At 38.7% G+C, this 16,383-nt stretch carries 12 protein-coding genes; 9 read left to right on the top strand and 3 right to left on the bottom strand.

The window, feature by feature from the left end; translation table 11 throughout:
• The first annotated feature begins 22 nt into the window (after positions 1–22).
• The 7 genes from PL11_RS03235 (at position 23) to xylB (ending at position 10,913) form a co-directional block, all read left to right on the top strand.
• Positions 23–2,239 (top strand): glycoside hydrolase family 3 C-terminal domain-containing protein, encoded by a 2,217-nt coding sequence (locus PL11_RS03235; RefSeq protein ID WP_035166337.1) that lies wholly within the window; start codon positions 23–25, stop codon positions 2,237–2,239.
• Between the two features lie 180 nt (positions 2,240–2,419).
• Positions 2,420–3,574, top strand: a complete 1,155-nt coding sequence (locus tag PL11_RS03230) for an ROK family transcriptional regulator (RefSeq protein WP_035166336.1) — start codon at positions 2,420–2,422, stop codon at positions 3,572–3,574.
• Positions 3,575–3,601: 27 nt separating this feature from the next.
• On the top strand, positions 3,602–4,507 hold the full coding sequence (locus tag PL11_RS03225) for a helix-turn-helix domain-containing protein (RefSeq protein ID WP_035166334.1): 906 nt from the start codon (positions 3,602–3,604) through the stop codon (positions 4,505–4,507).
• Between the two features lie 217 nt (positions 4,508–4,724).
• Entirely contained in the window at positions 4,725–6,206 is a 1,482-nt protein-coding gene (locus PL11_RS03220; RefSeq protein WP_035166771.1) for an MFS transporter, read from the top strand.
• Between the two features lie 19 nt (positions 6,207–6,225).
• On the top strand, positions 6,226–7,842 hold the full coding sequence (locus PL11_RS03215) for a glycoside hydrolase family 43 protein (RefSeq protein WP_035166333.1): 1,617 nt from the start codon (positions 6,226–6,228) through the stop codon (positions 7,840–7,842).
• 117 nt (positions 7,843–7,959) lie between these two features.
• The gene (gene xylA, locus PL11_RS03210) at positions 7,960–9,300 is read left to right on the top strand and encodes a xylose isomerase (RefSeq protein WP_035166332.1); all 1,341 of its coding nucleotides are present in this window, start codon (positions 7,960–7,962) and stop codon (positions 9,298–9,300) included.
• Between the two features lie 104 nt (positions 9,301–9,404).
• Entirely contained in the window at positions 9,405–10,913 is a 1,509-nt protein-coding gene (gene xylB / locus PL11_RS03205; RefSeq protein ID WP_035166331.1) for a xylulokinase, read from the top strand.
• 47 nt (positions 10,914–10,960) lie between these two features.
• On the opposite strand, the gene PL11_RS03200 is transcribed toward xylB, so the two are convergent.
• Together PL11_RS03200 and PL11_RS03195 are read right to left on the bottom strand one after the other, a co-directional pair.
• Complete coding sequence (locus PL11_RS03200) at positions 10,961–11,623, bottom strand: amino acid ABC transporter permease (protein WP_035166329.1); 663 nt, start codon at positions 11,621–11,623, stop codon at positions 10,961–10,963.
• A 15-nt stretch (positions 11,624–11,638) separates the two neighbouring features.
• Positions 11,639–12,478, bottom strand: coding sequence for a transporter substrate-binding domain-containing protein (locus PL11_RS03195; RefSeq protein WP_035166328.1), 840 nt, complete (start codon positions 12,476–12,478; stop codon positions 11,639–11,641).
• 245 nt (positions 12,479–12,723) lie between these two features.
• Between PL11_RS03195 and PL11_RS03190 the strand changes: the two genes are divergently transcribed.
• Positions 12,724–13,704: an SGNH/GDSL hydrolase family protein gene (locus PL11_RS03190; RefSeq protein ID WP_035166327.1), complete on the top strand. Its 981-nt coding sequence runs from the start codon at positions 12,724–12,726 to the stop codon at positions 13,702–13,704.
• A gap of 127 nt (positions 13,705–13,831) precedes the next feature.
• Positions 13,832–15,037: an MFS transporter gene (locus PL11_RS03185; protein ID WP_035166326.1), complete on the top strand. Its 1,206-nt coding sequence runs from the start codon at positions 13,832–13,834 to the stop codon at positions 15,035–15,037.
• A 40-nt stretch (positions 15,038–15,077) separates the two neighbouring features.
• On the opposite strand, the gene PL11_RS03180 is transcribed toward PL11_RS03185, so the two are convergent.
• Positions 15,078–16,370: an MFS transporter gene (locus tag PL11_RS03180; RefSeq protein WP_035166325.1), complete on the bottom strand. Its 1,293-nt coding sequence runs from the start codon at positions 16,368–16,370 to the stop codon at positions 15,078–15,080.
• Positions 16,371–16,383 lie beyond the last annotated feature (13 nt).

The following is a 16,383-nucleotide window of genomic DNA, read 5'->3' as shown; positions in this document are numbered from 1 at the left end:
ACCTACAAAGGAGTTATTATGCATGAAAGATAATTCGAAAATAATTTCCCAGTTAACTTTAGAAGAAAAAGCAGAACTAGTTTCAGGCAAAGATTTTTGGTATACAGCAAAGATACCTGGAAAACTAGATTCAATAATGATGACAGATGGGCCTTCTGGACTTCGCAAGCAAATCAATGATCCAGCAGGCTTAAGTCTTAATAATAGCGTTGAGGCAGTGTGCTTTCCAGCCTCAGCCTTAACGGCATGTTCTTTTGATAGATGTGCTTTAAATCAATTAGGTGAAAATTTAGGGACTGCTGCAAAGGCAGAAGGAGTTTCGATTTTACTCGGGCCAGGTATTAATCTAAAAAGGAGCCCATTGGCAGGGAGAAACTTTGAATACTTTTCAGAAGACCCCTATCTAGCTGGTGAACTTGCGACTGAATATGTAAAGGGTGTACAAAGCGAAGGTGTTGGTGTTAGCGTTAAACATTTTGCCGCAAACAATAGGGAAAATAAAAGGTTTACCATGTCTTCGAATATCGATGAAAGAACGCTCAGAGAGATGTATTTATCAGCTTTTGAGAAAGTTGTAAAGAAAGCCCATCCAGCAACGTTAATGTGTTCTTATAATAAAATCAACGGAATTCCCAGTGCGCAAAATAAGTGGCTGCTTTCGGATGTATTGAGAAATCAATGGGGATTTCATGGATTAGTAATGTCTGACTGGGGTGCTGTTTCTGATCATGCTGAGTCAATAAAGGCAGGCCTTGATTTAGAAATGCCTGGAAAAGGAAAACTTTCAGTAGACGAGGTTGTTGATGCAGTTCGCAATGGTACTTTATCTGAAGAAGAGTTGGATGTTTCTGTGAACCGAGTTATAAATATGGTTTCAAAATTCAGCTTACATCGTCAGGACAGTGTAGACTATGATCTTGAAAAGCAGCATGAGTTTTCTAGAAAGCTTGCAGCTGATAGTTTTGTGCTTCTTAAAAACGAGAATCAAATTTTGCCTATAAATGAAACTGAGAAGATTGCTGTAGTTGGGCAGCTTGCAGCTAATCCAAGGTATCAGGCAAGTGGTAGTTCTCATGTTAATGCATATAAACTGGTCACCCCCCTTGATAGACTGGAAAAAGAAAAGATTAATTATAGCTATGATGAAGGGTATAATCTGAGCAGTGATAACGATGATCACGATTTGTTAGATAGTGCTCTTACGGCATCAAAGCAGGCTGATAAAGTTATAATTTTTGCGGGATATCCTGAAAGTATGGAGTCTGAAGGTTATGATAAGGAAGGTATTAACCTGCCAAAAAATCAAACCAATCTAATTAATCAAATCTGTGAAGTAAACGACAATGTTATTGTTGTTTTGCAAAACGGGTCAGCAGTCACTATGCCATGGATTAATAAGGTAGGTGCGGTACTAGAAACGTATCTTACAGGAGAAGCAGTTGGCGAGGCGACTTGGGATGTTTTGACGGGAAGAGTCAACCCTTCCGGAAAGTTGGCTGAATCATTTCCATTAAGGATTGAGGATACACCGAGTTATTTAACATTTAATGCAAACCCTGAAGCTGAGGACTATCGTGAAGGTGTTTTTGTTGGGTATAGATACTACGAAAAAAAGAATATGCCTGTCCTTTTCCCATTCGGTCATGGATTGAGCTATACATCGTTTGAATTTGGAAATATGAATGTGGATGTGGAATCAAATAATGTCAATGTCGATGTTGATGTCACTAACACAGGAGATTTTCCTGGAAAATGTGTTGTGGAAACCTATGTTAGCAATATGACAAGTAAAATTGAAAAGCCAAAGAAAATTTTAGCTGATTTTGATAAAGTTTACTTGAATGCTGGAGAGACGCAACGTATCCACATGGTTTTGGAGAAACGTGAGTTTAGTTGGTATAATAGTGAATCCGGTGACTGGCAACTGGATAACGGCCAATATATCATTTCTGTTGGACAAAGTAGTTCAACAGCTAATTTAATGAGTGATATCAATCTTGACTGGAATAAAGCAAAATTAGATAAGGTAAGTGACTCAACATATATCGGTGATATTGTTAAGAGACCAGAATTTAAGGATGAAATGATCAACTTAGGTCTTAAAGATATATATGATGGTCTGGTTAATGGTACACCGGAGTCAAAAATGTTTAGTAACATGCCACTTCGTGCGGCAACCACTATGGGAGTCAGCCCAGAAGATATTCAAAAGATAATTTCAGGATTAAATAAGATATAGCTTGGTTTTAAAGTGGCCAGTCGAGAGAATTATCTCGACTGGCTTTTTTATAGAGAACCATATGTATTGTGTGAATATATATTTACTCCATCTCAGTGTTCGTGTTAGATTAAGATTAATTAGTTTATAAAGTATACTAACCTAAAAAATTATTAAAATCTAAATTGTGAGGTTGAACTAATGTTTGAACTTAGTAAATCGGATGTATTGCAAAGGGAATCATCGAAAATGGTTCTGCAGCAATTAATTAACGGAGGTATCACCACTAGAGCCCAAATTTCAAGAGATCTAGGGTTAAATAAATCCACAGTTTCGAGTATTTATGACGACTTAAAAGATTATGGAATCGTTACTGAGGTTGGAGAAGGTGAGGCTTCAAAGGTTGGGGGGAGACGCCCAACAAGAATAAAATTGAATGCTGAGTTTGGTTACACCATAAGCTTAGACCTTGCCTATCATCGCATCCATTTTATGGTTAATTATTTGGACGCATCTGTAATTAGTAGAGAAGATATTAATATTGAAGGAGATTCAATTGAACAAATAGTCTCAAAAATTACTGATAGGATAGATTATTATGGTCGGACCACGTCGTCAGTGAATGGACTTTTAGGAATTGGAATTTCAATTCATGGAATTGTTAAGGATGGTCAGATTACGTATTCACCTTTTTTGGATATGGGAGATAAAGATATTAAAAAAGAGTTTGAATATAAATATAACGTTCCTGTTTACCTTGAAAATGAATCTAACTTAACAGGCTTGTATGTTAGAGACTTCCTAAACAATGAAGGAATTAAAAACTTGATTGCAATAAGCATCCACAAAGGAATTGGATCTGGAATTATATTGAATAATGGCTTATTTAGAGGATTCAATGGTGAGGCTGGTGAAGTGGGTCGAACACTGACAAAAACCAATGATGGTCATTATGCAACGATTGAATCTATCTGTTCGGAAGATGCAATCATAAATTATGTAGTTGAACGAAGTAGTGTAGAAAAACTAAGTCGACAAGATTTAATTCGCTTGCTAGATAAAAAAGATAAGCTTGCATTTGAAGCAATGGATAGATTTATCAGTGAAATATCAATGTTAATTTTTAATGTTGCCATGAACTTTGACACAAAATCAATTTATATTGGATCGCCTTTAATGCAAGAAAAACCAGAAATTTTCGGCTTAATTAGTGAAGCTGTACGAAATTTCGGGAAATCTGATATTGAATTAATATTGCTTGATGATTCAGATAAGGCATGTTTGTTGGGAGCTTGTTCGTTAGTTACTCATGAAGTATTGGGGATTAGTGCTGCAGACCTAAATTTTGGTAGCTAGTATGTATGTGTAATATAAGGGGAAAATATGGAAAAATTTATATCAATTCCAGTAGTTGAGTCGAGTATGTACATGTTCGGTGGTCATCAACATACTGTTCCAGGAGGATGGAGTTTTTTTGAGCAAAAGCATCAAGCGTTTGAGTTGATGTGTGTAATTGATGGTGGGCAAACAACTGAATTTAAAAATAATAAGACACTTTCTTATGGACCCGGTGATGTAGTTATAATCTCTCCAGGAACAAGTCATACCAATAAAAATAGTAGTATATTTAAAGAGATGACGTATATATGCTTTCATTTTAATTTTGATAGTCTAAAGTTAAAGTCTAAGCTAATTGGTTACTTGGCAAATAGAGTAATTGATCGGGATAACGAAATTGCGTTAATGTCTAATAGGGTAGCAAGACAGGTTATTGATATTAGTGGCTCTACAAACTTGAGTACTGAGGTTATTAAATTAAAGATTCAGATAGTGATACTACAATATATGGCATATTTAGCTGAAAATGTAGATCATAACATTAATACCAGCGATTCCATTTTTTCAGAACGAGAAGCAACCGTTAGTCAAGAAATTGCGGCGTTAATTCAGTCTAAAGTTGATGATATCGAACATACTGCATTTAGTTTTGGAGATATATGTAATCAATTGGGGATTAGTACAGGATATGGTCACAGATTATTTAAAAAAGTTTATGGAGTAACGCCCTTACATTATATAGAGGATCAAAAATATCAAAAAGCTAAAATCCTTTTAGGGTATGATGAATATTCTATCGAAGATGTGGCTTTTATGATTGGGGCGGGAGATATAGCGGTTTTCAGTAAACAATTTAAAAAATGGTCAGGAGTGACACCTTCCCAATATAGAAGACAGATTTCAAAAAAACGTATCGTTAGATCAAAAACTCAAAAAGGTTATTTTGAATAACTCAAAACAATTAATGTCACAATTTGACAAAAAATAGGCACAAATGGATATACAAATTTTTGATGAAAGCGAATACAATTGTTTTTGTAGGGAACCTATAAAAATAAAATGTTTGGGGAAGTCTGATCGTTTTTCTGCAGGAAACGTTTTGCTTTGTTTAGTTGGTATAACAAACAAACTAAATGAAGAAAATGACTACCAGGAAGGATTCATTGCTATGGATAATAATCTGCAAAAAACCAAGGATGAAAACAACGTGGCTAAAAATGAGTTTGCAAAGCTGACTTGGATAGAAAGAATTAGCTATGGTGCTGGTGATTTAGCACAAAATTTAATCTTTGGAACTGTTGGTTCGATGTTGCTATTTTATTTAACAACAGTATTTGGAATTTCAGCTGCAGTTGGGGCTACTATTTTTCTAGTGGTTAGATGGGTCAATGTTTTTTGGGATCCATGGGTTGGGGCTGTTGTTGATCGGAGTAAGTTTAAAAGCGGCAAATACCGCCCATTCATTCTTTACTTTGGAATCCCGCTAACTGTTTGTGCAGCTCTGCTCTTCTTCCCTATTGATGCTGTTAGAGGAAGCGTTGTATACGCATTTATTTCTTATTTAGCAACTGCACTTATATATTCATTCGTCAATATCCCTTATGGAGCATTAAATGCGTCATTAACAAGAGATAATAACGAAGTTTCAACGCTTACAACAGTTAGAATGACCGAAGCGAATATTGGTAATTTGATGGTTTATACCTTTTTGCCTTTATTTGTTCAGTTAGCCTCTCCAGATAAACAAATTAAAGATATTGGTTTATTTGGAATTAAACTTAACTTAGGAAATTATGCATCACCACACGCCGGCGGAGCCTACTTTATGGTGATGTCGATTTACATGGTAATTGGATTTGCGCTGTTGCTATTCACTTACTTTGGGGTTAAAGAACGTGTGTTACCCACAAAAGAAGAGACAGATTCAGTTAAATATACAGATTTATTTGCCGAAATAAAAAGAAATAAACCATTACAGATTCTTGGAATGTTTTTCTTAATTGGTTTTACCTTTATGTTTTTTGGAAATACTGTATGGCCATTTTATATGCAGTACAATGTTGGGCATCCTGAATGGATGGCATCTATTAACCTAATTGGATCGATTCCAGGGATATTCTTAGTATTCTTATGGCCAATTGTTAGAAAGAGAATTGGAAAGAAACAGTTCTTCTATATTTTCCTTACCTTATTCGTAGTTGGACAAGTTATTCTATGGATCTGGCAAACTTCTGCTTTTAAAGAATCACCATTATTGGGCTATATCGGAAGATTTTTACAACAATGGGGTATAACTTCAGCAACAGGTTATATGTGGTCACTTGTTCCGGAAGTGGTATCTTATGGGGAATATAAATCCCAAAAACGTGTGGCAGGTATTATTAATGCCATTATGGGATTATTCTTTAAGATTGGTCTAGCTCTGGGTGGAATTATTCCTGGTTATATTAATGCATTCTTTAAATTTGATGGTACAAAAGCTACTCAAAGTAATACAGCGCTGATGGGAATTCAGTGGTCGATGATTTGGATACCAATTGTTCTTGCCGTTGTTGCTATGTGGATTATGAGTCGTTATCCATTAAGTGATGCAGATGTTGATCGAATTAATCTTGAAATTGATGAAAGAAAATCTGAAGGAAAACTATAAGTGATTAGGAGTGTAAATCATGAAAATTAATAATCCAGTTCTTCCAGGGTTCAATGCTGATCCAAGTATTATTAGAGTTGATGATACGTATTATATTGCAAATTCAACTTTTGAATGGTTCCCTGGTGTTAGGTTGCATGAATCAAAAGATTTAGTTCATTGGAATTTACTTCCTTCTCCACTGTCGACAACAGAATTATTGAATATGAAAGGAAACCCAGCTTCTGGAGGAATTTGGGCGCCAGATTTATCATATTCTGATGGCCAATTCTGGCTAGTATATACAGATGTTAAGGTGACCGAAGGTGCTTTTAAAGATATGACTAACTATCTTACAACAGCTAAAGATATTAATGGCCCTTGGAGTTCTCCTATTCGCTTAAATGGAGTTGGGTTTGATGCATCTTTATTCCATGATGAAGATGGTAGAAAGTATTTAGTTCAACAAACCTGGGATCATAGAGAATATAAGCATCCGTTTAATGGAATCACACTAACAGAATATGATGTTTCGACTAAGAAGCTTAAGCCTGAAACGGCTCGAACGATTTATTATGGAACCAAAGTTAAACTTGTTGAAGGTCCCCATATCTACCAAAAAGATGGTTACTACTACCTTTTTGCTGCTCAAGGTGGAACCGTGTTTACCCATCAGGAGGTTGTGGCCAGGTCAACATCACTTGATGCTGATTCATTTGCTACAGAACCTGGAGAAGTGTTTTTAACAAACTTTGATACTCCCGATTTGGAAATTCAAAAACAAGGGCATGGTGCACTTGTTAGTACACCGGGCGGGGAGTGGTACTATGCATCGTTAAGCTCACGACCATGGAATCATGATAATGAGTCAGCGTATGATCCTCGTGGCTGGAGCACGCTGGGTAGAGAAACATCAATTCAGAAAGTTGAGTGGGATGATGAAGGCTGGCCAAGAATAGTTGGAGGACACGGCGGACAAGTTGAGGTTGATGCGCCTAAAGATGCGATTATTACTGATGCTCCGTTGGACCATTCTCGCCACGATGATTTTGACGATGACGTATTGGATAACGATTGGAACACATTAAGGGTGCCTTTCAATGCTGAAATGGGTTCGACTGGTAGCGGAAATTTAAGACTAGTTGGAAAAAATTCACTAGCAAGTACCTTTGATGTATCACTGGTTGCAAGTAGATGGCAAGCGTTTAATTTTGATGCTGAAACAAAAGTTAAATTTAATCCGTTCTCATACCAGCAAATGGCGGGATTAACTAACTTCTATAATGATAAACATTGGTCATGGATCTTTGTTACTTTTGATGAAAACAAGGGACGAGTTATTGAAGTTGCTGAAAATAATCGTGGAAACTATACGTCTTATTTGAAAGAAGACGCAATTAGTATCCCTGCCAATATTGAAGCTGTGTACTTCAGGACTAAAGTTAGAAAACAAACATATACCTATGAATATTCGTTTGATGGTAAAGAATGGAAAGAGGTACCTGTTAAATTAGATGCAGCGGTTTTATCTGATGACTATGTGCTACAAACATATGGTGGATTTTTTACTGGTGCATTTGTTGGCTTAGCAGCTGTCGATTATGCGGGATATGACGAGCCCGCTGAATTTGATTATTTCGATTACAAAGAATTATAAAAAATAAAATTATGAAAAGGCTTGCAAAAAATGATCAAGCCTTTTATAATTAAATTTGTAAGTTGGTTGGATAGACAAACTAATTAAAAATAAAACAAATAACTTGGAGGCTATCTTATGAGTTACTGGGATATTGATAAAATTAAATATGAAGGAACAAAAGATTTAAAGTCAGGAAACTTTTTCCAATACTACAACCCTGATGAAGTTATTGGTGGTAAGAAGATGCGTGACTGGTTGCGCTTTTCAGTTGCTTACTGGCACACATTTGATCAACGTTTAGTTGACCCATTTGGTGATGGAACTGCAATTCGTCCATATGACAAGTACTCAGATCCAATGGATCAAGCACTTGCAAAAGTTGACTATGCTTTTGAATTTTACGACAAATTGGGTGTTGACTACTTAGCATTCCATGATCGTGATTTAGCTCCAGAAGGCGATACCCTTCGTGAGACTAACAAGAACTTGGATAAAGTTGTTGACAAGATTGTGGAAAATCAAAAGACAAGTGGTATGAAGGTTCTTTGGAATACTTCAAACATGTTCACAAACCCACGTTTTGTTTCAGGTGCAGGTACATCACCATACGCTGACATCTTTGCTTACTCAGCTGCCCAATTAAAACACAGTCTTGAAATTGGTAAGCGTGTAGGTTCTGAAAACTACGTATTCTGGGGTGGCCGTGAAGGTTACGAATCACTGTGGAACACTGATATGAAGATGGAACAAGAGCATGCAGCTAAGTTGTTCCACATGGCAAAAGATTACGCTAATGAAATTGGCTTTGATGCTCAAATGCTACTTGAACCAAAACCAAAGGAACCATCAACTCATCAATATGATTTCGATGCCGCTACTACTATTTCATTTATGAAGGAATACGGTTTGGATAAAGACTTCAAGCTTAACCTTGAAGGTAACCATGCTAACTTAGCAGGTCATACGTACCAACACGAAATTCGTGTTGCACGCGAAGCCGGTATGCTTGGTTCATTGGATGCAAACCAAGGAGACAAGTTGATTGGTTGGGATATTGATGAATTCCCTTCAGACTTGTACGAAGCAGTAGGAGCGATGTATGAAGTCGTTGAAGCAGGCGGAATTGGCCCTCGTGGTGGATTAAACTTTGATGCTAAGCCTCGTCGTTCATCATTTGAAGCAAATGACCTATTCTACAGTCATATTGTTGGTATGGATACATTTGCTGCTGGACTTAGAGTTGCTAACAAGATGAAGGAAGACGGTGTTCTTGAAGACATCGTTAAGGAACGCTATAGTTCATACAACAGTGGTATCGGTGCTGACATTGAAAGTGGTAAGGCCGACATGAAGACTCTTGAAGACTACTCATTAGACAAGACCCAAAAGGAATTGCGTGACGCAACTTCATCAGATCATCTTGAAAGAGTTAAGGACACAATTAACCATTACATCATTGACACACTTTCAAAGTAATCACTACAAGTATTAGTAACAAATGAATCTTTCTTCTAAAAACAATATTTTCAAAAGGGATGGAATTAACCTTCCATCCTTTTTTGATAAGGGAGGTAATTAACATGGCACAGTGTGTTCTTGGAGTTGATTTAGGAACTAGCTCAGTAAAAGTTTCGGCTGTAACTGCTGACGGAACAATTATTGCTCAAGAGGGAATGGATTTCCCCCTCCAACAACCCAAACCAGGTTATGCAGAACAAGATCCAGAGGACTGGGTTAGCGCAACCACAGTTTCTATTGTACGGTTAATTTTAAATGATCAAATCAAGCCGGAAGACATTGCCGGTATCAGTTACTCTGGTCAGATGCATGGGCTAGTCCTTTTGGATGAGAACAACGAAGTTTTGCGTCCAGCCATGCTTTGGAATGATACTCGTTCGACCAAACAGTGCGAGGAGATTTTGGCTAAGATGGGCGAAAAATTTATCGACATCACTCATAACAAACCGCTCGAAGGTTTCACTTTACCCAAACTGCTGTGGGTTAAAGAAAATCAACCTGAAATTTTTGCTAAGGCAAAAACAATGTTGCTCCCTAAGGACTACCTCAGGTTTAGAATGACTGGGAACTTGGCAATGGATTATTCCGATGCTACTGGAACGGTAATGCTGGATGTCGATACCCAACAATGGAGCCAAGAAATTCTAGAGGCGTTCGATATTCCAGAATCGCTCTGTCCACCACTGGTTCGTTCGATTGATGAAACTGGCAACATTACCCCAGCATATTCAGAGTATTCTGGGTTATCGACAACCACTAAAACATTTGGTGGTGGTGCAGACAATGCTTGCGGAGCAGTCGGCGCTGGAATCGATTCGCCAACTAAGGTGCTTTCAAGTATTGGGACTTCCGGAGTAATTTTAAAGTATGAGCCACAAAAGGAAACTAATTACCGTGGGGTTCTGCAGTATGAAGATCATGCGATTCCGGATGCGTTTTATTCAATGGGAGTTACCTTGGCCGCTGGGTTTTCATTAAGTTGGTTTAAGAAGACGTTTGCTGAAAACGAAGATTTTACTTCAGTTGTTGAAAGTGCGGCTGAGTCAACAGTAGGTGCAAACGGTCTGTTATTTGCACCATATATTGTTGGTGAACGAGCACCTTATGCAGATGCTGATATCCGTGGTAGCTTTATTGGAATTGATGGAATTCATAAGCGGCATGACTTTGTTCGGGCTGTCCTAGAGGGCATCATCTTTTCGTTCAGAGATATTATGGACATTTACGAAGAAAATGGAGCCAAGTTCGACACTGTCGTTTCAATCGGTGGTGGGGCAAAGAGTCCGCTTTGGCAACAAATTCAGGCCGATATTTTCAACGTTAAGGTGGTTTCCCTTAAAAATGAACAGGGACCTGGCCTTGGGGCAGCAATGCTTGCGGCTGTCGGGTTGGGCTGGTTCAAAGACGTTCAGGAATGTACCAAGACTTTTGTGTCATTTAAGGATGTATTTCTACCAAAACCTGACAACGTTAAAAAATATCAACGACTTCATGAAATTTATAAGCAAATCTATCCAAGTACTAAAGCAATCACCGCTGATTTGGTTAAGTACCGAGAAGAAGAACTATAAAGACGAAGACAAAACCGCAAACCTCAAGCGAGGTTTGCGGTTTTTGGTTATGCCAACTTTTTCTCCAACATCGTCTGTCCAACCGTCAACAACCAACAGAAGAACCAGTAAATCACGGCAATCGTTAAGTAGATCGTCATGTAGTCCTGATGGGCGCCAGCAACAATCTGTGCATTCATGAACATTTCACTGACGGTGATCATTGCTGCAAGTGACGTGCTTTTAAACAGATCCAATAAAATATTTCCTAAAGCTGGGATTGCAATTCGAAAAGCCTGTGGAAACACGATTTTTGCCACCACAATTCGGTACGACAAACCTAGTGAGTAGGCTGCCTCCCACTGACCAGTATCCACGGCCATAAATGAGGACCGAAAGACTTCGGAGACAAATGCACTGCTGACGATACTAAACGAAATGATTGCAGCTGGTAATGCAGCAGTATTGAATCCAAAGTAAACGACAAACAAAACCACGATCATTGGTACACCACGCATGAAGGAGATAAAGGCTCTTGCAAGGCGGTGAAAAAGTTTACGTTTACTAAGTTGAGCTAGTGTCAACAAAAGTCCTAAGGTCAAGGCCAGAATAAAACTGATGATTGTTAGGATAATCGATAACGGAAACCCAGCGAGAATTTTTGGTACCGAGTTGAAAGCTAATGGAGCGTCGAAAAAGTTGGGGATTGATAGATAGTGAAGAATCGACATCAAATCACCTGGTTACTATTTAATCGTAAAGTTCCGAGAAATCTTCACGTTAGGCTTCTTGGTTACGTCTGCCTTGTAGTACTTCATAGAAATCTTCTTTAAAGTGCCGTCCTTTTTTAATTCCTTGAGAGCTTTGTTAACTTGCTTTGCTAATTTAGTATTGCTCTTCTTCATTAAAATCCCGGTTCCAGCACCATCATCATTGGTAGTGAAGAACATGTTGGTTAAAATCTTCAAACCATTATTTGGCACAGCTGAAAGGGCAAGTTTTTGTAGGTAGTAGTCATTCATAATTAGATCGGTCCGTCCATTTTTGACGTCCTTTAAATAAACTGAGTTAGCAACGTTATCGTAGTTAACGGTTTTTGCTCCCAATTGTTTTGCCAACTTTTGGTAACTGGTTCCTGCTTCACCGGCAGCTTTTTTGCCCTTGATGTCAGCCCATGAATGGATGCCAGAATTATCTTTTTTCCGAACTACCATACTGTTCCATGAGTGTTTGTATGGGGTAGATAGTACGAATTGCTTCTTTCTAGCAGGAGAGATTGAGAAATCATTAGCAGCCATGTCAACTTTACCGGTCTTGACAGCTGTTAGTTGACCAGCAACGTTCATTTCTTTGAACTCAACTTTACGACCGAGTTTTTTGGCAACGGCTCGAACAACCTCTACGTCAAATCCTGTCAGCTTATTTGATTTTTCATCGTGAAATGAAGTGGGGTAAAGTGTCCCTGACGTGGCCACGGTAATTGGTGCTTTGCTGGAATTTGATTTTCCACAGCCGGTTACGATCAGTAATAAAACGGAAAGCATACCTAATAATCCAATAATTGCATATCTATTTTTGTGAGTCATCTTGTGAACCCTCCTTATGTGATTGCTTTAAGTATAAAGTGATGTAAGCGGTTTAACAAGCAAAAAATAAAAGTTGGATTATCCCTAACATATCAACGTTTTACTCAATGTAATCTTTGTGAAATCACTTCTTAATCTGATTGTCAAGATATTGAGCCTGAATTCTGTGACAAGTTCTTCACATTAATTGGGGATTTTGGTAGTATATATAAATGTTAATGAAACAGTTTTGGGAGAGTTTAATAATGAAGAGCAAGTTTATCAGCAAGGCAATTATTAGCCTGGGTGCTTTATTGGTTTGCGCAACTTACCCGGTTGTGTCAGGCGGGGCTACCACGCACGCACCCGCAAGTGCACGCCAGCAAACAGTTAAAAAATTAAATCAAGTTGAGTTCAGTAAAATGGACGCGATTCCAGTCTACGTTAAGGATAAAAAACTAACTATGACCCACCCCAAGACGGTGTGGTATGCAGTTGGTAAGTCTGTTGCTGGCGATCTTTATGAAGTCCAAAGTGGTAATCAAACTAAAAAGTTGGTTGTACCACGCAAGGCAATCGCAACTGTTGTTAATCGACACTATCGAGTGGCATTGCCTAACACCGCAAGCATGAAGAAGAACACCATCTTATTTATGGGTGACTCAATTACTAAGGGTTATAACGGTTATTACAACTATAAAAATGCCAGTTTCCCGCTGTGGGTTCATAAGTATCTACAAGCTAAGGTCCACAAGCAGGGTCACGTTCGTTCGTCAGTAACGGGTCATAATTTCAACGATCTGTTCACAATTTTGCCAACCATTAATTTTAAGAATCCTAATGTGTTAGTGATTGAATACGGAACTAATGATTATCGCCACAGCACTGCTAGTCTTAAGCAGGTACAGGCAAAGATGACGCAAGCAATCAAATATATCAGAAAGCAAAATCCTAAAATAAAAATTTATGGGATTATTCCACTACCTAGATTTGATTTTAGTGATATCAACACTAGAGTCGGAATTGGTGGTTACACTTTCCCAGAACTACAAAGAGGGATGGCGCAGACCTATAAAAAGTTAGGAATTCCTACCTATAATATTTCTAAGGCTCACCCATACTTCATCAATAAGACAAATTTCTACCAAAAATACTATGATCACCGGGTTCATCCAACTAGCCAAACTTACCAACAATTTGGCTACTACATTAGTCAGTGGTTGCAACAACAATTAACTAAAAAATAATTCAAGTCGAAGGGACTTATCCGAGTTGACGTTGGTCAGCCATGGGTAAGCCCCTTTATTTTTTGTTAAAAACGTTTATACTCAATTATTGTTTGACTCGATTTTTAAATAGAAAGGTTCATCTTTTATGAGTAACAGCAGCACACCACAGTGGCAACGAAACATGCGAGCGTTGTGGTTTGGAAACTTTGCGACGGGGGCTGGAGCAAGCATGTCTTTGCCCTTCCTGCCGCTATTTATCTCCCAAATGGGAAACTTTCCCAAGTGGGAACTAACTTTATATGCGGGGGCTGCCTTTGCAGTGACCTTCTTATCCCAAGCAATTGTCTCGCCACTATGGGGGAACTTAGCTGATAGAACTGGCCGTAAACCAATGTTGCTAAGAGCAGCGTTTGGAATGACGATTAGCGCTACACTAACGGGTTTTTCACCAAATGTGTGGGTACTTATCATCATTCGGGCAATTCAGGGAACCTTCTCTGGTTACATTAATAACGCCTATGCGTTGGTTGCGAGTGAAGTTCCTAGTGACAAAAGTGGTTCAGCGATGGGGAAAATGACCACGGGAACTGTCGGTGGTCAGCTGATTGGTCCGATTATTGGTGGTTATCTTGCTGGAATGTTTGGCTATCGGATTCCGTTTTTCATCTTTGGGTTTATGATGTTCTGTGCATCGATGGTGACCCTGTTCTTTGTGAAGGAAAACTTTACCCCGATTGCTAAGAAGGCGAAAAGTGGAATCAAGGAAGCCTTTGCTGGGATTGCTCATAAACGGGTGGTGTGGGCGATGTTTGCTTCATCATTGCTTATTCAAGCAGCCACCAACTCAATTAACCCAATCATCAGTTTGTTTGTTAAACAATTGATGCATGGTCATGGGAATGTTGCTTTTATGAGTGGAATCATTGCGGCTCTACCTGGAATTGCCACGTTGTTTTCAGCTCCTAAATTAGGTGAGTTAGGTGACCGAGTTGGTCCGCAAAAAGTGCTGTTGTGGGGATTAGCATTCTCAGGAATTGTGTTCTTCCCAATGTTTTTTGTAACTTCAGTTGGATTCTTAGGGGTACTCAGGTTCCTTATCGGGATCGCGGACGCTGCCTTGTTGCCGGTTGTCCAAACTGTCCTGACCCTTGAATCACCAACTCAATCTGTGAGCCGAATCTTTAGTTACTACCAATCTGCTCAAGCATTTGGGTGTGTGGTGGGACCAATGTTAGCTTCAGGGGTTGCTGGAATCTTTGATTATCGTCATGTGTTCTTGATGACCACGCTACTAGTGATTGTGAACTTGGTAATGGTGGGAATTGCGTATCGAAAAGATTATAAGAGATAGAAAAAAGTCATTTCAACGGTCTGTTGAAATGACTTTTTTGTTACTTGATGGCTTTTTGATCCGTTTCTGGTCCAAAAATTCCAATGATTATCGAAGCGATGATTGCTAATGCAGCAATCCCGTAGAAGATAAACGAAGTTGAAATCTGAGTAATCAAGAAGGCAACGGTCGTTGGCATTAAAACGTTTAGCAGCTTAGATGTTCCATTCGCAATTCCTGCTCCCCTAAACCTGTGTGAGGTTTCGAAAAGCTCGTTGGTGTAAATACTAACAACGCTGGCAACTAGGATGTAGAGCGTGATTGTTAATAAGAAACCATTGATTAGGGTGCCTGCAGTAGTTTGTTCGTATGGATATGCGATTCCTAAGATTGCGGTTGAGATAAATGCTGAAATAATTAACTTTTTTCGACCAGTCTTATCAATTAATAGTGCACCGATTGCAGAACCAATTGGGGCGCCAATCATCATAATTGCTGAAAAACCGATTGAACCAACGATGTCGATCCCTTGTTTTAATAGCAACGTTGGTACCCATGAAGTGAATGTGTATTGGCAGAGCAGAGTTGCACTAACCGCAATAACGGCAATAAATAATCCCTTAGAAAAACTGATATGAACAGCTGGTTCGTTTTTATCCTTGAGTTCGCCTTCCTCGTACAGTCCACGTTGAGTTAGTTTTTCAATTATTTCGTTAGCTTCAGAGGTTCTACCTTTAGCTAGTAGCCAACGGGGAGATTCTGGGAAATGTCTTCTCAGAAACCAAAGAATGATTGCAAAACTTCCAATTAAAATGAACATGGAACGCCAACCAAATCGTGGAATCATAAAGGTCGCAATCAATAAGGTGATTGGAGCACCAGTGTTGGCAACAATCGCTGTCATTCCAGACCAGTGGCCACGCCGTTTTATTGGAGCAAACTCATTAACAACTGCGTACCCGGTGACGATTTCGGCACCGAGACCAATGGCTGAAATAAACCTAAATAAAATTAAAATTGTCATGTTTGGGGCGATTGATGATAGTAAGGTAAATGCGCCAAACAGTAATAAATTAAACTGATAGGCGCGCTTACGACCATAAAAGTCGCCTATGTATCCGGCTAAAATTGAACCAATAAATAGTCCTAAGAAACCACTTGATAAGAAGAACGATCCTTGGCTAATACTCGCGAATTTACTCGCGATTAGGGAACTATTGATAGCACTAGCCATGTAAACGTCAGCTGCATCTAGAATCATTCCGGCGCCAGCTAGAGCAAAAACTTTGTAGAACAGTGGGGTTTCCTTGGCGCTGTTAAGCGCGGCTTCTAATTTAATTGAACTTGCTTCCATATAATAACCTCCA

The organism is Lentilactobacillus curieae (assembly GCF_000785105.2).
GTDB classification, from domain to species: domain Bacteria; phylum Bacillota; class Bacilli; order Lactobacillales; family Lactobacillaceae; genus Lentilactobacillus; species Lentilactobacillus curieae.
This window is presented reverse-complemented; position numbering and strand designations above follow the sequence as displayed.